The sequence below is a fragment of the uncultured Roseobacter sp. genome (assembly GCF_947501835.1).
Lineage (GTDB): Bacteria > Pseudomonadota > Alphaproteobacteria > Rhodobacterales > Rhodobacteraceae > Roseobacter.
Genome location: NZ_CANMXR010000005.1, coordinates 108,872 through 130,888 on the forward strand (window position 1 = coordinate 108,872; position 22,017 = coordinate 130,888).

At 60.7% G+C, this 22,017-nt stretch carries 17 protein-coding genes; 10 read left to right on the forward strand and 7 right to left on the reverse strand.

The genetic code is table 11. From position 1 onward, the window contains the following. Positions 1-47: 47 nt before the first annotated feature. Genes Q1A20_RS11910 through Q1A20_RS11930 form a run of 5 tightly spaced genes read left to right on the forward strand, consistent with a single transcriptional unit; the run spans position 48 to position 4,607 of the window. Positions 48-1,016: a tripartite tricarboxylate transporter substrate binding protein gene (locus Q1A20_RS11910; RefSeq protein WP_299407923.1), complete on the forward strand. Its 969-nt coding sequence runs from the start codon at positions 48-50 to the stop codon at positions 1,014-1,016. Then, positions 1,016-1,453 carry a tripartite tricarboxylate transporter TctB family protein gene (locus Q1A20_RS11915; protein WP_299407926.1) on the forward strand — a complete coding sequence of 146 codons (438 nt, stop codon included), beginning with the start codon at positions 1,016-1,018 and terminating at the stop codon, positions 1,451-1,453. Before Q1A20_RS11910 ends, Q1A20_RS11915 begins: the two co-directional genes overlap by 1 nt. A 1-nt stretch (position 1,454) precedes the next feature. Continuing rightward, on the forward strand, positions 1,455-2,960 hold the full coding sequence (locus Q1A20_RS11920) for a tripartite tricarboxylate transporter permease (RefSeq protein ID WP_299407928.1): 1,506 nt from the start codon (positions 1,455-1,457) through the stop codon (positions 2,958-2,960). Then, positions 2,960-4,315, forward strand: coding sequence for an acyclic terpene utilization AtuA family protein (locus Q1A20_RS11925; protein WP_299407931.1), 1,356 nt, complete (start codon positions 2,960-2,962; stop codon positions 4,313-4,315). The genes Q1A20_RS11920 and Q1A20_RS11925 overlap by 1 nt, the downstream gene beginning before the upstream one ends. Next, the gene (locus tag Q1A20_RS11930; protein WP_299407933.1) at positions 4,308-4,607 is read left to right on the forward strand and encodes a DUF4387 family protein; all 300 of its coding nucleotides are present in this window, start codon (positions 4,308-4,310) and stop codon (positions 4,605-4,607) included. Before Q1A20_RS11925 ends, Q1A20_RS11930 begins: the two co-directional genes overlap by 8 nt. Positions 4,608-4,653: 46 nt before the next feature. On the opposite strand, the gene Q1A20_RS11935 is transcribed toward Q1A20_RS11930, so the two are convergent. Then, positions 4,654-7,074 (reverse strand): FAD-dependent oxidoreductase, encoded by a 2,421-nt coding sequence (locus Q1A20_RS11935; RefSeq protein WP_299407936.1) that lies wholly within the window; start codon positions 7,072-7,074, stop codon positions 4,654-4,656. Between the two features lie 187 nt (positions 7,075-7,261). Between Q1A20_RS11935 and Q1A20_RS11940 the strand changes: the two genes are divergently transcribed. Next, positions 7,262-8,788: a trimethylamine methyltransferase family protein gene (locus Q1A20_RS11940; RefSeq protein ID WP_299407938.1), complete on the forward strand. Its 1,527-nt coding sequence runs from the start codon at positions 7,262-7,264 to the stop codon at positions 8,786-8,788. Here the strand turns inward: Q1A20_RS11940 and Q1A20_RS11945 are convergent. The 4 genes from Q1A20_RS11945 to Q1A20_RS11960 all read right to left on the reverse strand — a co-directional run bounded on the left by Q1A20_RS11945 (position 8,772) and on the right by Q1A20_RS11960 (position 15,309). After that, positions 8,772-9,752, reverse strand: a complete 981-nt coding sequence (locus Q1A20_RS11945) for a LysR family transcriptional regulator (RefSeq protein WP_299916988.1) — start codon at positions 9,750-9,752, stop codon at positions 8,772-8,774. The genes Q1A20_RS11940 and Q1A20_RS11945 overlap by 17 nt on opposite strands. 148 nt (positions 9,753-9,900) lie before the next feature. Beyond that, positions 9,901-11,991, reverse strand: a complete 2,091-nt coding sequence (locus Q1A20_RS11950) for a PQQ-dependent dehydrogenase, methanol/ethanol family (RefSeq protein WP_299407943.1) — start codon at positions 11,989-11,991, stop codon at positions 9,901-9,903. A 272-nt stretch (positions 11,992-12,263) separates the two neighbouring features. Further along, a complete protein-coding gene (locus tag Q1A20_RS11955) occupies positions 12,264-13,508 on the reverse strand; it encodes an FAD-binding oxidoreductase (RefSeq protein ID WP_299407946.1) in 1,245 nt (414 codons plus the stop codon). A gap of 106 nt (positions 13,509-13,614) precedes the next feature. Further along, on the reverse strand, positions 13,615-15,309 hold the full coding sequence (locus Q1A20_RS11960; protein ID WP_299916989.1) for a thiamine pyrophosphate-binding protein: 1,695 nt from the start codon (positions 15,307-15,309) through the stop codon (positions 13,615-13,617). A gap of 138 nt (positions 15,310-15,447) precedes the next feature. On the opposite strand from Q1A20_RS11960, the gene Q1A20_RS11965 reads away from it, so the two are divergent. Further along, a complete protein-coding gene (locus tag Q1A20_RS11965; protein ID WP_299916990.1) occupies positions 15,448-16,185 on the forward strand; it encodes an aspartate/glutamate racemase family protein in 738 nt (245 codons plus the stop codon). A gap of 6 nt (positions 16,186-16,191) precedes the next feature. Here Q1A20_RS11965 and Q1A20_RS11970 read toward each other — a convergent pair whose 3' ends face one another. Both Q1A20_RS11970 and Q1A20_RS11975 read right to left on the reverse strand, forming a co-directional pair. Next, positions 16,192-17,262: a saccharopine dehydrogenase C-terminal domain-containing protein gene (locus Q1A20_RS11970; RefSeq protein WP_299916991.1), complete on the reverse strand. Its 1,071-nt coding sequence runs from the start codon at positions 17,260-17,262 to the stop codon at positions 16,192-16,194. 100 nt (positions 17,263-17,362) lie between these two features. Further along, the gene (locus Q1A20_RS11975) at positions 17,363-17,734 is read right to left on the reverse strand and encodes an FCD domain-containing protein (protein WP_299916992.1); all 372 of its coding nucleotides are present in this window, start codon (positions 17,732-17,734) and stop codon (positions 17,363-17,365) included. Between Q1A20_RS11975 and Q1A20_RS11980 the strand changes: the two genes are divergently transcribed. The 3 genes from Q1A20_RS11980 (at position 17,718) to Q1A20_RS11990 (ending at position 22,016) form a co-directional block, all read left to right on the forward strand. Further along, complete coding sequence (locus tag Q1A20_RS11980; RefSeq protein ID WP_299916993.1) at positions 17,718-17,930, forward strand: hypothetical protein; 213 nt, start codon at positions 17,718-17,720, stop codon at positions 17,928-17,930. The two genes, Q1A20_RS11975 and Q1A20_RS11980, sit on opposite strands and share 17 nt — an antisense overlap. A gap of 142 nt (positions 17,931-18,072) precedes the next feature. Further along, positions 18,073-20,475, forward strand: a complete 2,403-nt coding sequence (locus Q1A20_RS11985; protein WP_299916994.1) for an FAD-dependent oxidoreductase — start codon at positions 18,073-18,075, stop codon at positions 20,473-20,475. Next, a complete protein-coding gene (locus tag Q1A20_RS11990; protein ID WP_299916995.1) occupies positions 20,472-22,016 on the forward strand; it encodes a trimethylamine methyltransferase family protein in 1,545 nt (514 codons plus the stop codon). Before Q1A20_RS11985 ends, Q1A20_RS11990 begins: the two co-directional genes overlap by 4 nt. Position 22,017 lies beyond the last annotated feature (1 nt).

Below are 22,017 nucleotides of genomic sequence, written 5' to 3' on the forward strand. Positions count from 1 at the left end.
GACCACATGAAACGGGTGGAGACCCGTGTGTCAAATGGGAGGAACCAATGACAAAACGCTTTTTCAAGGCGCTCATGACGGGTGCCGTGCTTTCCGTGGGTGTGACCGGTGGCGCATACGCCGCAGAATGCATCGCGCCCGCGAACCCCGGCGGCGGCTGGGATTTCACCTGCCGCCAGATCGGCAAGATCATGTATGACATCGGTGTGGTCGACCAGCCAGTGCAGGTCACCAACATGGCCGGTGCCGGTGGCGGTCTTGCCTACAACCATGTCGTGGCTGAGCGCGGATCAGACGAAGACCTTATCGTTGCCGCCTCTACGGCAACTTCGACCCGTTTGGCGCAAAACGCCTACGCGGGCATGACCGCAGATCAGGTCCGTTTTGTCGGTGCCATCGGGGCAGACCCGGGCGTGATCGTCGTGGCCGCAGACAGCCCATACCAGTCGCTGAACGATCTGGTGGATGCGATCAAGGCAGACCCAGGTTCCGTTGCTTTTGCGGGCGGTTCGGCGGTAGGCGGATTTGACCATATCAAACCGCTGATGATCCTGCAGCGCGCGGGCTTCACCGACATCAAGAAGGTGAAATACATCGGCGTTGACGGTGGCGCGGACGCAATCACCCAGACGGTGGGCGGTTTCACCCAAGCCATGACCGGCGACATGTCCGAGGTTGTGGGCTTTCTGAAAGCGGGCGAGGTTCGCGTCATCGCGGTTCTGACCGAAGAACGTATCCCGGGTTTCGAGGATATCCCAACTGCCAAGGAGCAGGGGCTTGACGTGGTTGCGGTCAACTGGCGCGGGCTCTACGTGCCCAAGGACATCTCGGACGCCAAGTTCGACGAATGGGCCGGCAAGCTGCAACAGGTGGCGGACAGCGACGAGTGGAAAGAAGCCATGGTCGCCAACGGTCTGGCCCCCTTCACCAAAGTGGGCGGCGATTTCCAGTCGTATGTTGATGGCCTCGTGGCCGAAATCAACACCATGTCCAAAGAGCTGGGGGTCATCCAGTAATGGCCAGTGACCGGATTTTCGGTCTGGTCACGCTCTTTGTGGCGCTCGGGTATATCGCGAGCGCCACGCAGATCCAGACCAGTTTTCTGACCGACCCCGTGGGCCCCAAGGCCTTTCCGATGCTGATCGGCGCGGTTGCGGCGCTCTGTTCGCTGGTCATGATCGTCAAACCCGATCCCGATCCCGATTGGCCCATGCTACGCACCTGGGGTGCGCTGGCCATCGCCGTGATCGTGCTGATCATCTATGCTTACGCCCTGAAACCGCTGGGCTTTGTGATCCCAACCGTCTTTGCGGCGGGCATCCTCAGCTATCAGATTTCGCCACGCATGGTTCCGGCCGCCCTGTCGGGCGTGGGTCTGTCCATCGGGCTCTTTCTGCTTTTCAAATACGCGCTGGGGCTAAGCCTCGTGGGCTTCCCGAAAGGCTGGTTCTGATATGGAAATGCTGGCAAATCTCAGCCTTGGTTTTTCCGTGGCGCTCTCCCCCTTCACCCTCGCGCTTGCCGTGGCAGGTTGTTTTCTAGGAACGATCATCGGCGCACTGCCCGGGCTTGGCCCGTCCAATGGCGTGGCGATCCTGATCCCCCTGACCTTCACCATGGGGTTGGATGCAACCTCTGCGCTCGTGCTGATGACGGCTGTTTACTACGGCGCGATGTACGGCGGGCGGATTTCCTCCATCCTGCTGAACATCCCCGGCGATGAACCCGCACTAATGACGACGCTCGACGGTTATCCGATGGCCAAACAAGGCCGGGCGGGCGACGCATTGGTGCTCTCCGGCGTGGCCTCTTTCGTCGGTGCTTTTCTGGCCACCATCGGACTGATGTTGCTGGCGCCGATGCTGGCGCGCGTGGCCTATCTCTTTGGCCCTGCAGAGTATTTCGCGCTCTATCTGTTGGCCTTCTGCACTTTGGGGGGCATGGCCTCCAACAATCAGGCCAAGGCGGCGCTGGCCTCCTGTATCGGTCTGGGTATCGCCATGATCGGGGTGGACAGCTCCTCCGGGCTGCCGCGTCTGACGGGTGGCAATCTGCACCTCTATGACGGCATCGATTTCCTCGTGGCCATTGTGGGCCTCTTCGCCATCGCCGAAGTGTTTTTCTTCATCGAAAGCCACGGCAAAGGCTCCTCCATCGGGGTGAAACTCGATAAGGTGCGCATCCCCTGGAAAGATATCCTATCCACCAAATGGACCATGTTGCGTGCGTCTTTCGTGGGCTTCATTGCGGGGATCCTGCCGGGCGCGGGGGCCTCCTTGGGCTCATTCCTCGCCTATATGTCTGAAAAATCCATTGCCGGTGAAAAGGGTGGTTTTGGCACAGGTGTGGCCAAGGGGGTTGCGGCGCCGGAAGCGGGTAACAATTCCGCGGCGGGTGGCGCACTGGTCCCGATGCTCACGCTGGGCGTGCCGGGATCGGGCACCACCGCCGTGTTGCTGGCGCTGCTGATGACGCTGAACATCACCCCCGGCCCCACGCTCTTTACCGAGCGGCCTGAAGTGGTCTGGGGCCTCATCGCCTCGCTGCTCATCGCCAATGTGGTGTTGCTGCTGATGAATGTGCCGATGGTCAAGATCTTCGTGAAAATCCTGATGGTGCCCGCCTGGGTGCTGCTGCCGGGCGTCACGATGATCTCCTTTGTGGGCATCTATTCGCTGTCCGGCAGCTATTTTGACCTGCTGTTGATGGTCGGTTTCGGGGTGCTCGGCTATATCCTGCGCAAACTCGACATCCCGACCGTGCCGGTCATCCTCGGCATCCTGTTGGGTGGCAACATGGAGGACGCGCTGCGCCGTGCGATGGTGCTGTCAGATGGGGACGCGATGTTCCTCTTCTCCACACCCATCGCCATCGGCCTCTGGATCGCCGCGATTGCCGGCTTTGTGGCACCGATGTTCCTCCGAGGGGTTCTGAAAAAGCCACAAGCGGTCACAGACTGATGGTCCGGGTTCTGGTTCCATCCGGCGCTCTGGGCCTGAACTATGACGCAGAGGCTTTGCAGCGCGGGATTGTTGCAAAGCCGGACATCATCGCCATTGATGGCGGCTCTACCGACAGCGGCCCCTCTTATCTCGGGCGCGGCGTGTCAAAATATGCCCGTGCCTCGACCAAACTGGAATGGGCCGGGCTGATGGCCGCACGAGCGGAGGCTGGCGTGCCCCTGGTCATCGGCACGGCGGGCACCTGCGGAGCGGACAGTGCGGTGGACTGGATGCTCGACATCACGCGCGAGATTGCGCATGAGCAAGGCACCCCCTTGAAAGTGGCCGTACTGCGCTCTTCTCAGGACCCCGACCGCATCGCGCAAAGCTTTGAGGGAGGCGAGATCACACCGCTGGCAGGGGCGCCGGAGATCACCTCCGAGACCATCCGCGCCTGTTCCAATATCGTGGCGCTGGCAGGGGCGGAGCAGATTGCCGCAGCGCTCGAAACCGGTGCGGATGTGATCATCGCCGGGCGCACCACTGACACTGCGATCATCGCCGCCCTGCCCCTGATGCACGACTGCCACGCGGGCGCGGCATGGCACGGGGCCAAGATCGGCGAATGCGGCGCACTTTGCGCCACCAACCCGCAATCGGGCGTCATCATGATCGATTTCGACGCCACCGGGTTTACGGTGACACCGCTCGCCGACGGCGCCCATGCAAGCCCGCACACGGTGTCGGCGCATATGCTCTATGAGAATTCCGACCCCTTCATCCTCTATGAACCCGGCGGCCATCTGGACGTGACGGCCGCCACTTATACGGCGCTGGATGAGACCTCCGTCCGGGTTGAGGGCTCCGCCTGGCTCCCATCGGATCGGTACACTGTGAAGCTCGAAGGGGCGCGGCCCGCTGGCGCACGCACAGTGGTCATGGCGCTACTACGCGACCCGCACTATGTGGCGCAGGCGTCGGTCTGGGCCGATGATATTGTCGCAAAATGCTCCGCAAAGGTTTTGCAGCGCATGGATATCGCCGCAGCAGACTTCAACCTGGAAATCCGCTTGATGGGCCATTCCGCAAGCTTCGGCGCGCTGGAGACCAGGACAGCAGACCCCGTTGAGATCGGCGTGATCGGCATCATCACCGCGCCCACGGAGGCGCACGCCGCGGAGATCGGGAAACTGCTGAACCCCTATCTCCTGCACCATCCGCTGACGCAGGAAGAGGAACAGCCGACCTTTGCCTTTCTCTTCTCACCCCCGGAGATGCATCAGGGCGTGATCTATGAGTTTGCCCTGAACCACGTCTTGCATCTCACCGATCCGATGGAGGCGTTTCAACTGGAGGTGATTGACCTTGCCTGAACTTCGCAGCCTTGTCACCAAAGTGCGCAGCAAAAACGCCGGGCCGTTCTGGCTAACAATCGACATTTTCTGCGGCTCAAATGATGCCTACAAACAGGTTTGCTCCGGGCTAAGCACATCGCATGTGGCCGGAGTTTTCAAGGCCGACACGCAGACAATCAAGCGCTTTGACATTCCTGATCTGAACGTCGTCAAATTCTCTTTGCCGCGTCCGACCGTTCAAGGTGCCATTGGGGATCGAGACATGCACGGCGCGTCATGGGCCGCCCTTATTGGTGAGCTGGTCATTTAAGTCGTTTCAAACCATACGGAGACGTATGCATTTGCTATAATCGTCCTCACGCCTTAACCCTCGTATTTTCGGGGTCGTATAGCGGGGTAAGCTCAATTTCGGCTGGGCAAAGAATACCTAGGATATCCACCTGCAATTCTTTTGGATTATCGAGGATATCGGCATCCACAAAGGCAAGCGCCAGATTTGCGCCAACCCGATGCCCCCAGTCGCCTGAGGTGACGGTGCCAACCACCTTGCCATATTGCATCACGGACGCACCGCCCGGGGCTGGAGCATGGTTTGCGGCGACCCTCAAAGTGACCAATTTTTTGCGCGGCCCGCTAATCTGACGCTTCAAAAGCGCATCACGCCCGACAAAATCGCCCTTATTCACATCGACAAAGCGCTGCAGGCCTGTCTCGAAAGGATCGAACTCTGTCAGGATATCGCTCTTCCAATGAAGATACCCTTTTTCCATCCGCATTGAGTCAACGGCCCTGCTGCCAAAGAGTTTCAGGCCATGTGCTTCACCAGCCTGGCGCAAGGCCAGATAGGCGGCGTATAGCTGGGCGTTGGGGACGTGGATTTCATAGGCCAGTTCACCGGAAAAGCTGACGGACATGACCCACGCGGGCGCGATACCGACAAAAGCTTCACGCGCCGACAGCCAGGGAAAAGCCGTCTTTGACCAATCGCCGCGCGAGACAGACTGCAGGACCTCTCGCGCTTTTGGCCCCGCGAGCACAAGGATGGTCCAGTCATTGGTAAGGGACCGGATGTGCACATCCTCATCGTCCCGCACATGCGCCTGTAACCAGTCGAGGTCATGAAATTCCGATGCGGCCGCAGACCCATACCATACGCTATCGTTTGGCAAGTTAGCAATTGTAGCTTCTGCCTTTAATCGACCGTGTTCATTCAACAAATATCCCAGCCCCACTTTGCCGGGTTTGCGTGGCACACGACCGCAGATCATACGGTCGAGGAAATCATGAACGTCACGCCCCGTCAGTTCGATCCGATTGAATCCGTTCACTTCGGTCAGCCCCACGGCGTTCTGCACCGCAGCGACCTCGGATGCGATCACGTCAAAGGCTTCGTTGAACCGATAGCTGTGGGTCTCGGTAAACTCCGGCGATGGCATGATATACTCGATGCGCTCCCAGCCATTGACCACACCAAATGCGGCGCACTCGGCGGCCAGGACGGGTGTTAAAGGGGTCGTTTTCATCGGTCGCCCGGCAGGGCGGTGTTCGTGTGGGAAGTGAAAGCGGAACTCGTTCTGATAATCCTCGATCGCTTTAAGCGCGGTCAGTTCGACAGTCGCATGCCCGGTGAATCGTCGGGGATCGATCACCCATGTGTCATAGCAGGCTTCACCATGCACGATCTGCTGCGCGAGAAGCCAACCATGGCCACCGCCTTCGCCCAGACCGGCCCGCAGCCCGATGATACAAAAAGCATTGCGTTTGCCCGGAATCGGCCCCACCAAAGGGGCGCCGTCAATTGTATAGGTTATCGGCCCATTCACGACCGTATGGATTCCGGTTTCCATCAGCGTCGGCATCCGCGCAAAGGCACCTTCGAGCACATCGGTCACACGATCCAGGTCGTCGGGGCAAAGCGCATTCACGAAGTTCGGGTCGATCCCATCCATGCCCCAGGTTTTACAATCCTGTTCGTAAAACCCGACCAGCAAGCCGTGCTTTTCCTGCCTGCAATAATAATCACTGATCGGACACCTCAGCAGCGGCATGCGGCGTCCCGCATCGCGTATCGCGGGGATTTCTTCGGTCAGAAAATACTGGTGCTCCATCGAAATCACCGGGTGGTGCACCCCCATCATCGCACCGACCTCGTTCACCCGGTAGCCGCAAGCATTGACGACAACCTCGCAGTCGATGTCGCCTTTCTCGGTATGGACGACCCAACTGTCATCCGGTTTTTGGGTCAAGCCGATAACTGGCGTGTTGCGGTAAACCTCCGCCCCCGCCTTGCGCGCGCGCCGCGCCAGCGCCTGACAGAGCTGCGCCGGGTCGATATCGCCATCCAGCGGGTCCCAGAGCCCCCCCAACAGATTCTCCGTTGAAATCAGCGGGTGCCGGCGCGCGCATTCCGCAGCATCGATGACTTCGAATTCAACATCCATACCGCGGGCCATCGAGGCAAAGTGTCGATAGCCTTCCATCTGCGCTTCGGTGTTCGCCAGACGAATGCCGCCATCTGCGTGGTGGTAGTTGATTGGATAGTCGGGGTCATCAGCGAGCTCCTTGTAGAGCGCGATGGAGTGGCTTTTCAGACCCACCATCGTCTGCGTCATCCCGAAATTCGTCACCTGAGCCGCGGAGTGCCAGGTTGTGCCGCTGGTCAATTCATTCCGCTCGACCAGAACCACGTCCGTCCAGCCCTCTTGCGTCAGATGATAGAGGGTCGAGCATCCCGCGATCCCGCCGCCAATCACCACCGCCTTGCATTGTGTCTTCATCGAACGCTCCCGTAGATTTCGCAAACCCAAACGTGCCGGGACCGTTGAGGTCAAGCAAAGCGGCACATATTCGAAAAAATAGGATCCAGCATTTCAAATTTTCGCCGAAATATAAAATTTGGTTGCCTGAGCCCGTGTAAACTGCACCGATCATCTGATCCGCCTGGGAAACCCGATACGCATCGCAATGGACACCCAAAACTCCCGCCTCCGCCGATCCGGGCGCAAACACCGCATCGCAAAGCGCGCGGCAAAACCCGCTGTGAACCCTGCGGCGCCAGGCCAGTCGGGTGGTCGCTACACGCCGCTGACATCAGCCGAACTCACGGCCATCTATGACACAAGCCTGCGCCTGCTCGCCGAGCTTGGCATGGGCGACGTGCCAAAACGATTGCAGGAAGATCTGTTGGCCGTCGGCGCAGAGGTGGCGGGCAACGGTCGCATCACCCTGCCGCGCAGCTTGACGGAAGAGGCCATTGCACAGGCGGCACGCCGTTTCACCCTACATGGGCGCGACCCGGACCGCTCCATCGAGGTGGGCGGCGACAAGGTCTACTTCGGGACAGGCGGTGCAGCGGTCCAGACGCTCGATATCGAAACGCGCCTTTACCGACCGTCGACTTTGCAGGACTTGCATGATTTTACGCGTCTTCAGGACACTTTGGCCAACGTCAGCTGGTTCACCCGCTGCTGCATCGCCACGGATGTGCCGAATACCTTCGATCTGGACGTCAACACCGCCTATGCCCTGATGCGGCACACCACCAAGCCGGTCGCGACCGCCTTTACGCTGGCCGAGCATGTCGCTCCGATTGTGCAGATGTTTGACATCGCAGCCGGTGGCGAGGGTGCCTTTGCCAAGCGACCTTTCGTCAAGGCACATATCAGCCCGGTGATTTCACCCATGCGATTTGGCGCAGACGCGGTCGATGTGGTCTACGAATGCATCCGCCACAATATCCCCGTCTCCTGCATCACGGCGGCGCAATCGGGAGCAACGGCCCCTGCCACGCTGGCCGGTTTTCTGGCGCAATCGCTGGCGGAGACGCTGGCGAGCCTGGTGATGGTGCATGCGATCCAGCCTGGGTTTCCGATGATCTTTTCCAATTGGCCATTGGTGATCGATCTGCGCACGGGGGCCTTTGCCGGGGGCGGTGGCGAAATCGCAGTTTTGAACGCAGCCTCGGCGCAATTGTCCAACTGGTTGGGTCTGCCCTCAGGCGTTGCGGCCTCAATGACCGATGCCAAGGCGATCGACGCGCAATATGGTGCGGAAAAGGGGATGACATCGCTCGCAGCAGCCCTCGCGGGTGGCAATCTCATCTATGAAAGCTCGGGCATGACGGCCTCATTGCTGGGTGCGAGCTTCGAAGCCTTCGTCCTGGACGATGAAATGCATTCGGCAACCTATCGCGCGTTGCGGGGGATCGAAGTGACTGAAGAGAACCTGGGCTTTGACGCGATTTGCGACGCGGTGTTGGGCGACGGTCACTTTCTGGGAGCCCAACACACCTATGCTGCGATGGAGCGGGACTATTTCTACCCGCAACTCGCTGACCGCGATCAACCGGTCACATGGCTTGAAAACGGTGCGCAGGATGCTTGGTATCGCGCCAATGCGCGGGCCGGGACCATTCTGCAAGACCATCACCCGGATTACCTGACACCCGATCAGGACGCGGATATCCGACGCATTTTCAACATACTGGCGTAATGCGCGGCAAGAGCCGAAACTGCTCGCGCAGCCAGGGATAGTCGGCGATTAAGGGGTCAATAGCACGCGCTTCGATCAATCGCCGCAGCGTGACGTCGATCAATTCAAGCACATCCATCGAATACCCTTTTGCGAGGTAAATCGACAGAGTGCGGCCAAAGTCGCTGCCCGGAAACGGCAGCAGAGAAACCTGCCGGTGAAATCTGCGACCGCGCAGATAGTTGGTGGGCGTTGTAATCGTCCATCCCGCCCCATCCGCGACAAGACCCAGCAGCGATTGGTTGCTCTCGAACTCGAACCGTTGCGGCAGCTGCACGCGCATGCGCTGCAGCTGCGCCTCGATCCGGGTGCTCATGATCTGCCGGTGGCTGTAGCGCAGAAAAGGCAGCCCGGTCGTGTTGTCCAGATAGGCCTCAGCGGGGTGGGCCAACCCACGCGGCACCACAAGCACAAAGGGGTCGCGCAGCAGTGGAAAGCTGGTGATGTCATCCGCGCCAAAGGTTGGCTCGGTCCCGACGCCCACGTCTATGTCGCGTGCCTTGACCAGCGAGATGACCTCGTGGCTGGGCCGCGTCAGATGCTCGAACGTGCACCGGGGCAGCGCGACCGCCAGATGCCGGGCCAATTCGGGGGAGATTTCGCTGTCGAAATCCTCCACCATCGCCATGCGCAATTGCCGGGTGGTGCCAAGCGCGCCGGACAGTGTTTCCGTCGCCCCCTGCTCCAACGCGCTCAGCGCCGCAAGGACCCGCGGCAGGAAGGTTTCCCCTTCGGTCGTCAGGGTCAGGGGGCGGCGCTGGTGATCAAAGAGGGCCACACCCATCAGCTCTTCAAGCTTGCGCAGATGATGTGACGCGGTGCTCGACGAAAGACCGGTTTCCTGCGCTGCCCGGCTCACGGAGCCATGCTCCGCTGCGCGAGAAAAAACGGCCAAAGCCGTCAGGTTCATCTGGGAAATCTTCATCAGCCGCCTTGCCCCGGGTGGCTTGCGCCACAGTCTCTGGTCCGGTCAATCTAGACCGAACCCGGCGGCGCCACCATCCACATGTGGTGATCTGGGGCATCAGAGGTTGGTCCCGCGACATGAATGCCATGCCGCGCGACCGTGTTTGCTATTGCGGACGCACCGCATCGGCTGTGCCCTGGACAAAGGCGATCAGCTTTTCCACATCCTCTTCGGTCAGCTTGTCCGCAAACGACGGCATGCCACCGGCCACCATGCTGCCGCCCAGAACGATATCACCGGCATTCATCAGCAGGTCAGCATCCGAATAGCCCAGATTGGGCACGCCGCCGCCATTGTTCACGCCCGGCACCCCGTGGCAGAAAAGACAGTTGGACACGTAGATCGCCAACCCGTCCCCCACGTGATCCGGATTATAGGGCACCCCTTCGACAAGCGTGAGCCGTTCGCTCTTTACCGTCTCAGGCAAGGGCGCATCGCCGCCAACTTTGAAGGTATAGACACGCCCCGGACCGACCTTATCCGTGGCCCGCTGCATCATGCCATAAACGCCGCCCCAACCGACGGCGATAGTCACATATTGAGTGCCATCCTTCTCCCATGTCGCGGGAGCTGCAACGACGCCCGAGCCCACAGGGGTTTGCCACAAGACCTCCCCTGTGGCCGCGTCATAGGCCATGAAACGCCCGTCTGCGGTGCCCTGAAACACCAGACCGCCCGCCGTCGTCAGCGTGCCGCCATTCCAGGGGGAGACGTATTCCGCGCGCCAGGCTTCTTTTTGGGCGACCGGGTCCCAGGCCAGCAGGTGCCCGAAGGCCGTGGCCTCGGGTGCGACCACGTTGAACAGATACCCCAGGTTCCAGCCGACGCCGGACATGGTGGACATGGGTTTATGCGAATTGAGCTCCCAGGCGGGATCGGTCGATTGCACCAAAGGCACGCCTTGGGCGGGGATGTAGACCAGCCCGGTCTCAGGGTTGAAGCTCATCGGGTGCCAGTTGTGCGCGCCATAGGCCGAGGGGATGGTCTCCCACGGATCGGTTTTTGAGCGCGCACCTTCGGCCTCAATGGGCCGCCCGTTTTCATCATAGCCCGTGGCCCAGGTCACTTCGACAAAGGGCTCTGCCGAGATGAACGCCCCATTCGTTCTATCGATCACGTAGAAGAAGCCGTTTTTCGGAGCCTGCATCAGCACCTTGCGCTCGGCGCCATCGATTTCAAGATCGGCCAGAATGATGTGCTGCGTGGAGGTGTAATCCCAGGTATCGCCGGGCGTGTTCTGGTAGTGCCATTGGTATTCCCCCGTGGCCGGGTCAAGCGCGACAATCGATGCGAGATAGAGGTTGTCGCCACCACCCGGAGAACGCAGATGCCGGTTCCAAGGGGAGCCATTGCCCGTGCCCACATAGAGCAGACCCAGTTCCGGATCATAGGCCATCGCATCCCAGATCGTACCGCCGCCACCGGCCTTCCAGTATTCCGCAGACGCGTCCCAGGTGGCCGCTGCCGCTTCCATCGACGCATCCTCATATCCCTCTGCCGGGTCGCCGGGGACAACATACCACCGCCAGTCCATTGCGCCGGATTTGGCGTCATAGGCGCTGACATAGCCGCGCACGCCAAACTCCGCGCCGCCGTTGCCGATGATCACACGCCCATCGATCACGCGCGGCGCGCCGGTGATCGTGTAAGACATCTCGCGGTTCTCGATGGTGTCGGTTTTCCAGATCTGCGCGCCGGTGGCCGCGTCAATCGCGTGCAGATAGCCATCATAGGCACCGACAAAAACTGTGCCTTCGTAGAGAGCCACACCCCTGTTCACCACGTCGCAACAGCCCTTGTGGGCATATTCCCGTGGCACTTCCGGATCATAGACCCACAATTCCTCTCCCGTGACCGCATCCAGCGCATGCACAATCGACCAGGAGCCGGTGACATACATCACGCCATCCACGACAATCGGCGTTGCTTCGACACCCCGCCGCGACTGCATGTCATGTGACCAGACAAGACCCAATTCGCCCACATTCTCGGTGTTGATTGCGGTCAGTTTGGAGTGCCGTGTCTCTGCGTAATCCAACCCGTAATTCAGCCAATTTCGCGTCTCGGAGGCGTTCTCAATGATCGCCGCTGTATCGATGCCGCCGGTGATGTCACGTATCCGGTCTTCGCTCAGGGGTTCGGCCGATGCCACACCCGCTGCAGAAAGGGCGCAGACCGCCCAATACCAAAATCTCATATTTTCCTCCCATTGAATTACAGGTTGTCAAAGCACGCCAAAGTCACGGGGTCGTGCGGCTTGAGATACCGCTTTTTGATGTTTTTGTGCCGTGTTCGGAGGGGCAACACCCTCACTTCAGAAAGGCACAGGCCGCAGCCCGCAGCGAAACCTGTCGCGGCGCGATAGGCACCAGCGTCCGCTAAAATCCGATCAAAATCAACCTAAACGAGAGGCGCTTTCAGCACTGGATCCATCCGGCGATGGCAATGCAAGCTTCGGGCTGTCAAACCCTAACGGGTCGCAAAGCGGTCGGGTGCATAGGGTTTCAGATCGGTGTTCGGCGCGCGCCCGGTGAGCATTGAGGCCACCAGCCGCCCGGTCTTTGGCCCTCCGGTCAGGCCGATGTGGTGGTGACCAAAAGCCGTTATCACACCGGTTTGCCCAATCTCACCGATCAGCGGCAAACTGTCCGCAGGCGCTGGCCGGTGGCCCATCCATTCCTCTTCGCGCCCATAGGTCAGGTTGGGATAGGCCTCTTTGACCTTTCGGCGCAGCAGCGCAAAGGGCGCTCTTGAAGGCCCGGCCTCCAACCCGCCGAACTCGACAATTCCCGCACAGCGCAGACCTGCGGCCATGGGGGTCGCCACGAATTTGCCGCTGGCCACCATTGTCGGTGCGGCTGGCCCGCTTTCTGCCCCTTCAAATACGATGTGGTAGCCGCGCTCGCTTTCGAGCGGCACCGAAAGCCCCAGTTTGCGCATCAACGGCTTTGACCAGACGCCCGTGGCCAGAATGGCCGCGTCGCAAGGCATCGCACCCTCTTTTGTCACCACCGACGCAATGCGCCCGCCCGACATCTCGAAGTCCACCACTTCGGTCTCGCGGATCTGCCCGCCCATCCTGGTGAAGACCTCGGCCAGTGCAGCGACGTAACCGGCCGGATCCCGAATAAACCCATGGTCTTTCATCGTCGCCAGACAGCCGATGGCGGAGGACAGATTGGGCTCCGCCGCCTGCACCTCTGCGCCCTCACGCAGGTGCGGCTCGAACCCGGCCTGACGCCGCAGCGACCAGGTATAGCTGTCCGCTTCAAAAGCCGCACGATCCGCATAGGCGAAGTGGTAATCGCTGTCGGTGACCCAATGTGCGGCCTCTGTACCATCGGTCAGCGCTTTGTGCTGTTCGACCGCATCCGCGACAATCGGCGTCAAACCGGCAGCGATCCGGCGGGTTTCGGCATCACTGGCATGGCCGAGGTATTTCATCAGCCAGGGTGCCAGTTTCGGCAGGTAAGACCAGCGCAGGAACAGGGGAAAATTCGCGTCCAGCAACATGCCCGGTGCTTTGCGCACCAGCCCCGGCGCGGTCACCGGCACCATCGAGCAGGCGGCGAGCACCCCTGCATTGCCATAGGAGGTTCCCTGACCTGGTACCGCGCGATCCAAAAGGGTGACATCCGCACCAAACCGTTTCAGCCAGATGCCCGTAGAGACGCCCACAATACCGGCCCCGACGATGATAATTTTCTGTGTCACGGTTGAGCTTGCCTGCCTGTTGTTCCTGATCCGAGACCGCGCCCGAGGGTTCCGTCACAATGACGGCACGCATGTGTTCGTCAATCCGTTTTCACGATCAGGACCATCAGCCCATCCAGCGGCGCACCGGTGCGTTGCTCTCTTCAAGCGGTTGCGTGATGATATCCACCAGGGTTGGGCCGTCATGGGCAATCGCGCGGCGCAGCACCGCCTCCAGATCCTCCGGAGCCTCGACTTTCCAGGACGTGACACCGTAAGCAGCGGCGACCGCGGCCTGATCGACGCGGGTGAAATCCACGTTGTGATAGCGCGCGCCCTTGTCGTCCTTCTGGCTTGCCTTGATCCAACCAAAATTGCTGTTGGAAAAGACGATATAGGTGATGTTCGCGCGCGCGCGGCATACCGTTTCCAACTCGCCGCAGGTGAACCCGAAGGAGCCGTCACCCATCAGCGCGACGATTTTGCTCTCCGGTCTGCCGTACCACGCGCCCAACGCCGCCGACATCGCATAGCCGAGCGCCCCATGCGCCCGGTTGGTAATGAAATAGCGCCCGGCCATTGGCAGTTGATAATAAGCCGAGAAATACGGACAACTGGTGCCGGGATCGGACACAACGGTTGCGTCCTCCGGCAATACGCGCTGCAGGGTCGCAATCACGCGTTCCGGTCGAATCGGGGCGTCATTGCTGTTGGCCAAGGTCTGAAACTGCGCGAATTTTCGGCGTTTGATGTCTTCTGCCGTCGCTGCACCGCCGAAGGTCGCATGCCCCTGCCCCTTACGGTCCAGCACTGCGTTCGCCGCCGCCAAGGCCAGTTTCAAATCCGCCACGACCGCAACTTCTGCGCGGTAGTTCGCGCCGATCACCATCGGATCACTGTCAAGATGCACGACCCTGCCACCGGGTTTCGGCGCTTCCCACCGCGCCGTTGTGGTGGAGCCCGCACGACAGCCCATGAAAATCACCAGATCCGCGCCCGCCAGCGCTTCCCATGTTTCATCAGTACCGCCATTTGAGCCGACCACGCCGACGGATTGCGGGTGCGTTTCCGCCAGTGACCCCTGCCCCGAGATCGATGTGACAACCGACAAGTCAAGACGTGTCGCCAAACGGTCAAGCTCTTCCATCGCGCCGGCGATCACAACACCCCCGCCACAGACAATCACCGGGGATCTCGCTGACAAGATCGCGTCGAGCGCGGCTTCGACGGCGCCCGGGGCCGGGGCCGCGCGGTAGGCGGGGTAGCTTTGGTGCATGGGATCGGCCCAGATATCTTCCGGATCGACCGCGTCATATTGGATGTCATAGGGCAGACCCAGATGCGCCGCACCGGGCCGCCCTGTTGTCATGGCCCGAAAGGCCGCACGCACCATGCGCGGCACATGGGTCGCCTGTTTGATCACGGTATTCCACTTGGTCACCGGGCGCATCAGCGCCTCCTGATCCACCTCGGTCAGAGGGTACTTGCCATAGGTGCCCACCGAAATGTCGGTGGTGATGCCCAGAACCGCATATGAGCTCTCGCTCGCTTCAATCAGCCCCGGCAGAATATAGGTGGCACCGCCCCCGGATGGCCCCTCGCATACGCCCGGTCGGCCGGTCACCCGCGCATAGCCGTCCGCCATATAGGCCGCCGAGCGTTCATCACGGGTCAGCACGTGCGTGATCCCATGGTCGAGCCCACGCATCGCATCATAGAATGGCAGGCTGGTATCCCCGCAGAGCCCAAAGACATGTTTCACCTGATGCGCGTCCAGCATTCGGACCATCGCCTCGGCACCGTTGAGGGAGTTTGCCGTCATCACATCTCCTCGGACAGCAGGCCACCCAGCCTGCATGCACCATATGTATCGTTTTCAGAAGATGATGAAAACATCGCCGGGCTGGACATTTGCAGCAAATTGCGCTGCTTGGAACGCAGGGATTTCGGGAGGTTTCAGATGACCGTACAATCAGGGGGCAAGACGGTCTACGGTGCGACGGTCGGTATTCTGATGCTGGAAACACGGTTCCCGCGCATTCCCGGTGATATCGGCAATGCCCTGACCTGGCCCTTTCCGGTGCACTACCGCGTGGTTGAGGGTGCGACGCCTGATCTGATCGTACGAGGGGACGCGCGCGCCATGCGCGATGCGTTCATCACCGAGGCGCAGGCGCTGGTGCGCATGGGCTGCGACGGGATCGTCACCAATTGCGGGTTCTTGTCGATCCTTCAGGACGATCTCAAGGCTGCCTTGGGGGTGCCAGTGGCCAGTTCATCTCTGATGCAGGTCCCGATGATTGCCCAGACCCTGCCTGCAAACAAGCGCGTTGGGATCCTGACCATATCCAAGGAGAGCCTGACCCCGGATCATCTGAAAGGCGCGGGGGTGGCGCCCGAGACGCCGATCATGGGCACGGTGGGGGGGCGCTGCTTTTCGCAAGCCATCCTCGACGATGAATATGAGATCGACTTCGAGGCCTGCCGGTTGGACATGATCGATGCCGCGCGCGCGTTGACCGCAGAACACGATAACATCGGCGCCATCGTTCTGGAGTGCACCAATATGGTGCCCTACGCATCCGACATCCGGGTGGCGACCGGGCTGCCCATCTATTCCATCTACACCCTGGTGACGTGGTTTCAGAGCGCCCTGTCACCCCGCAGTTTTGCAGGGGCGTTGAACGATCCGCGCTGACAGCCCTTAAAACGCTCCGTGTTCGGCGTAGGCCGAGCCAGTATGCGTCTCCAGAAAGGCGGAGAGTGGCACGTCTTCCTGTTTCAGAAACCCCTGATCGGGCAGCGTGCCTTTGCGCACCATCTCGATGATGCCCACAACCGAGGATGCGGTTGTCCAGGCAATGGCCGTGCGGCGCTTGCCTGCCAGCGTGATCGGTTTGTAGCCCCGCACGAATTCGCGCCGCGCAAGCCGGCCCTCAATATCGCCTTCGGCGGAGACATGAACATAGACGATGTCATCTTCAACGGGTGGCTTGGCATTGACCAGTATCTCTCCCGCTTCGCGGCGACGTTCCCGCATCAGTAATTCATGGAAAAAGAAATTCATCAAATCCACATGACCTGGATAGCGCATTGTTTTATAATCGATATTTGGCACGCGTCCCAGATAGGTCTCGCACATGGTGCCAAGCCCGCCGGAGGTAGTGAAAGCCTCCAGCTCGGTCCCGTCAATGTAGAGTTTCTCGATCCATTCCATCGGGGAGACCCATTTGATCTGCCCATCTTCCAGCACCTCGCAGTCGTTCAGATACTCGTTTACCACGCCTTCCGGCGACCAGTTGAACGAATACCCCATCAACCCAGTGGGGTGTTGTGGCAGCGCGCCCACCCGCATTTTACAGGCGCGGCACTCGGAAAACTGGCTAATCAGATCGGCCCCCACGATGCCCACAAATCCAGGCGCCAGACCACATTGCGGCGCCATCAACCCTTTGGCATTTTTGGAAAGCTCCAGAATGGTCTTGGTGGTTGGCACATCTTCGGTCAGGTCGAAATAATGAATGCCCGCCGCATGCGCCACCGTCGCAACGGAGGTGTTCAGATGATAGGGTAGACAGGACAAAACCGCGTCCGCCGCGTTCAGATCATCCTCATACTGCGCAGGGTCCGACAGATCGCGGGTTTTGGTTTCAAACGGCAGATCCGACGCTTTCCGCTGCATATCGATGCCCGTGACGGTGAACCCCGCAGATTGCAAAAGCTCACCGGCCAGTGTGCCCACCTTGCCCAGACCCAATACGACGATGCGTTCCATGCTGCCCCTCCTGATCAATTCCTTGCCGCGATGCGCCATGCAAAGCCGCTTCTGACGGGGATGGCAATCACAATTCAGCGCCTCGGCGGGGTGCCACGGTTCAGGATGGAGCATAGGGGCGCAGGATGGTCTTGCGCGTGGCTTCCGTTGCCTGCGCGCGCCGCCTGCTGATATGGGAGCGCATCGCGGCAACTGCCCCCGGCCCGTCGCCCGCAGCCAGCGCGGTCACCACTTTCGAATGGTGCGCAGACGTGAGCCCGCAACAGTCTGCCATGTCGACCCAACGCACCAACCGCAGACGCGCGTTCAGATTCGCCAACACACGTTTCAATTCCCGGTTGCCGGAAAGACGCAACATCTGCATTTGAAAACTGCATTCGCTTTTTGCGCGCACCGGGAAAAGCCAGCGGGTTTGCACGGAATCGACCTGCCTGCTCCCTTCATCTGCGCAGTGTTTGACGGATGGTTTCATTCGGACAGTCACCGATAAATCCGATCCGGATCACCTCAAGCACAACACGTCGAACCGCGATATCGATCTCTGCGCGCTTTGTGGCCAAACCCCGGAACAGACGGCGGCCCTGCGCGACCTGGTCACGCGCAACATCGCCAACCCTGAAAGCCTTGCATTTTTCGGGATGACGCAACCCGGATTGCAACGCGAATAGGTCTCATTCCGGTTGGGCAGAAATTTCTTCTGCCCCTCCTTGCAGCAACTTCTTGACGGACGGACAGGTTTGATCTTAGCGTCTGGGCAGTAATGTACAGTGCTGTCCAGAGCTATCGCTAAGATCATCGGGAGGATCCGTCATGAAGTCGCACTACCGCGTTGTTGTCATCGGGGGCGGCGTTGTCGGCGCCTCCGTCCTTTATCATCTGGCCAAACTGGGCTGGACGGACGTCTGCCTGATTGAACGCTCGGTGCTAACGGCCGGGTCCAGTTGGCACGCGGCGGGCGGCATCCACGCGCTGAACGCGGACCCCAACATCGCGCAATTGCAGGCCTATACCATCGACCTGCTGAGCGAGATCGAGGCAGAAAGCGGTCAGAACATCGGACTGCACATGACCGGTGGGTTGACCATGGCGGGCACGCCCGACCGCTGGGAATGGCTGCAATCGGCCTACCGGACGTTCCAGTCCATCGGCATTGATGACTGCCGTCTGGTCAGTGTTGAAGAAGCGGTTTCGCTCAACCCCATCATGTCGGGCGAGGGGCTGCTCGGCGGCATGTGGGCCGACCGTGAAGGTTACATCGATACCACCGGCACGGTGCACGCCTATGCGGGGGCAGCGAAAAAACGCGGGGCCACGGTCGTCGAACACAACCGTGTGCTCGAGCTGAACCAGACCCTTGAGGGCTGGGAAGTTGTCACCGAAAAAGGCACGGTGACCTGCGAACATGTGGTCAATGCCGCAGGGCTCTGGGCCAAGCAGGTGGGGCGCATGGCGGGCATCGAACTGCCGGTCTCCCCACTGAACCACCACTACCTGATCTCCGATACGATCCCGCAATTGGAAGGACTGGATTTCGAGGTGCCGATGACCGTGGACCTCGAAGGCTTCACCTACCTGCGGCAGGACCAGAAAGGCGTGCTGCTGGGCATCTATGAGATCAACCATCAGCACTGGATGATGGACGGCGCGCCCTGGGAGTATGGGTTTGAGCTGCAACAGGAAGACCCGGACAGGATCGAACACGAACTAACGCTCGGATTTGAACGCTACCCCTGCCTGCAGGAGGTGGGCGTGAAAACCTGGGTCAACGGCGCCTTCACCTTCTCGCCCGATGGCAACCCGCTGGTGGGCCCGGTGCCGGGCAAACGTGGCTACTGGTCGGCCTGCGCTGTGATGGCCGGGTTCCTGCAGGGCGGTGGCGTCGGCAAATCGCTGGCGGAATGGATGATCCACGGCACGCCGGAAGCGGATGTCTACGGCATGGACGTGGCGCGTTACGGCGTCTGGGCGGAGAACAAGCAATATATCAAGGAGACCACGGGCCAGTTCTACACCCGCCGCTTCGTGATGACCTACCCCAACGAGCAACTGCCCGCGGGTCGCCCGCTGAAAACTGCCGGGGCCCATGAGGATATGACCGCCGCAGGCTGCCAATGGGGGCAAAGCTGGGATCTGGAGGTACCGCTTTATTTTGCAGAGCCGGGGTTCGCAGAGACGCCTTCGCTGAAACGCTCAAACGCCCACGATATTGTCGCAAAGGAATGCCACGCGGTCCGCGAACGGGTAGGCTTGCTCGACATCACCGGCTTTTCCCGCTTCGAGGTCTCCGGGCCAAACGCGGAACGCTGGCTGAACCGCGTTATGGCCTCGAAACTGCCGAAACCGGGCCGCGCACGACTCGCACCGATGCTGGCTGAAGACGGACGGCTGAAAGGGGATTTGACGGTCTTCAACTGGGGCGACGGCACTTGGTGGATCATGGGCAGCTACTATCTGCGCGCCTGGCACATGCGCTGGTTCGACGACCATATGGAGGAGGGCGTCACCCTCCGCGATCTGGGTGAAGACACGGCCGGTTTCTCCCTTTCGGGCCCGGCCTCGACAAAGGTTATTGAGAGACTGACCGATGGCCCTGTAAGCGATCTGCCTTTCATGGGCTGCGGTGCCTTCGACATCGGCCTTTTGCGTTGCAAGGTTGGACGACTGTCGGTGACCGGCGAGTTGGGCTATGAGATCCATTGCCGTGCGGGCGATCATGCTACCCTACGCCGCATTCTGCTGGAGGCGGGCGCGGATCAAGGCATCCGCGAGGTTGGCTTCAACGCGCTCCTGAGCCTGCGGATCGAGAAAAGCTTTGGCATCTGGAACGCCGAATTCACCCAAGGTTACACGGCGGGCATGACCGGCATGGACCGCTGGATCGACTGGGACAAGGACTTCGTGGGCAAACCCGCCGCTATCGCCGAGCGCGACGGCAATGGCCCCGCGCAAATCCAGGTCACTCTGGAAATCGACGCCGAGGGCGCGGATGCCAGCGGCTTTGAGCCCATCTGGTCAGAGGGCAAGCAAGTTGGTTTTGTCACCTCCGGCGCCTACGGGCACACAACCCGCAAATCGCTCGCCATGGCGCTGATCAATGCGGAAAACGCAACGCCGGGCACCGCGCTGAGCGTGCACGTTGTCGGCGTGGAACGTCAGGCGAAGGTGATCCCACCCTCGCCCTATGACCCTGAAGGCAAGGCGATGCGGGGATGACGCTGGCAGAAAACTCAGGCCGCAGACGCACACGCCGGGGCGGTGGGGCCGCGGCGCATCAAACCCGCAAGTTGGACTACCGAAACCTGCGCAACCCTTTCCCACCGATGACGATTTTCTCCGAAGATCGCATTGAGGCCATTCACGAAGCAGCCCTCGATGTGCTGGAGACACTCGGCATCAAGGTGCTGCTGCCGGAGGCGCGCAAAGCCTATCGCGCCGCCGGTGCACGGGTCGATGACAGCACCGAAATGGTGCACATCGGTCGTGAAATCGTCGCCGCCGCGCTGGCCACCGCGCCGACGTCGATCCCCGTCACGGCAGGGGCGCGGGAGCGCGATATTGTGTTGGAGCTTGGCAATCTGGTGTTTCAGCCGGGCGCTGGCGCGCCACACGCAACCGACCTGGAGCGGGGCCGCCGTCCCGGCACGGAACGCGATTTTCGCGAGTTGGTGCAGCTCACCCAGCATTTCGATGTGTTGCACATGGTGCCACCGCTGATTGAGCCACAGGATGTGCCCATGCACCTGCGTCACTACGCGACGCTCGACGCGCAGTTGTCGCTGTCGGACAAGGTGCCCTTCATCTTCTCGCGGGGCACGCCACAGGTCGAACAGAGCTTCGAAATGCTCCGCGACTTCAGAGGTCTGTCCGACGCGGAATTCGCCGCCGTCAGCCATTGCTATACCATCATCAACACCAATTCACCGCGCACACTCGACGTGCCCATGGCGCAGGGGCTGATGGATTTCGCCAACGCCGGTCAGGTCAGCATCGTCACCCCCTTTACCCTGATGGGCGCGATGGCCCCGATTACAGTCGCAGGTGCCATGACCCTCAGCCACGCCGAAGCGCTGGCGGCGATCACCCTCACGCAGCTGGTGCGCCCCGGCGCACCCGTGTGCTACGGCACCTTCACCTCGAACGTGGACATGAAATCCGGCGCGCCCGCTTTTGGGACGCCAGAGCATTTCAAGGCCAGCCTCGCCGCCGGTCAATTGGCCCGTAAACTTGGCCTGCCCTGGCGGTGCGCCAGCGGGTCCGCTGCCAATCTGAACGATGTCCAAGCGGCCAATGAAACGCAATTCGGGACCTGGGGGTGCCTGTTGGCCGGAGCAACGGTGGTGATCCATGCCGCGGGCTGGTTGGAAGGGGGATTGACCGTGTCTTATGAAAAGCTCATCACAGATCTGGAGGTTCTGCAGATGGTTGCAGAACTATGCGCCACCACCCCGGCGGAAAATGCCGACATCGCTTTGGATGCCCTGACCGAAGTGCAACCGGGCGGGCATTTCTTTGGCGCAGCCCACACAATGGAACGCTATCAGACAGCATTTTATGAGCCATTGATCGGCGATCTGTCGAATTTCGGAACCTGGGAAGAACGCGGCGCGCTGGACACAACCAGCCGCGCGACGCATATGTGGAAACGCATCGTGGCAGAGGCAAAAGCGCCGTCCATAGACGCGGATGCACTGGCGCGGCTGCATGGGTATATTCGCACAAAGTCCGAGGCGGGCGGCGCCCCGCCGGAAAGCTGAT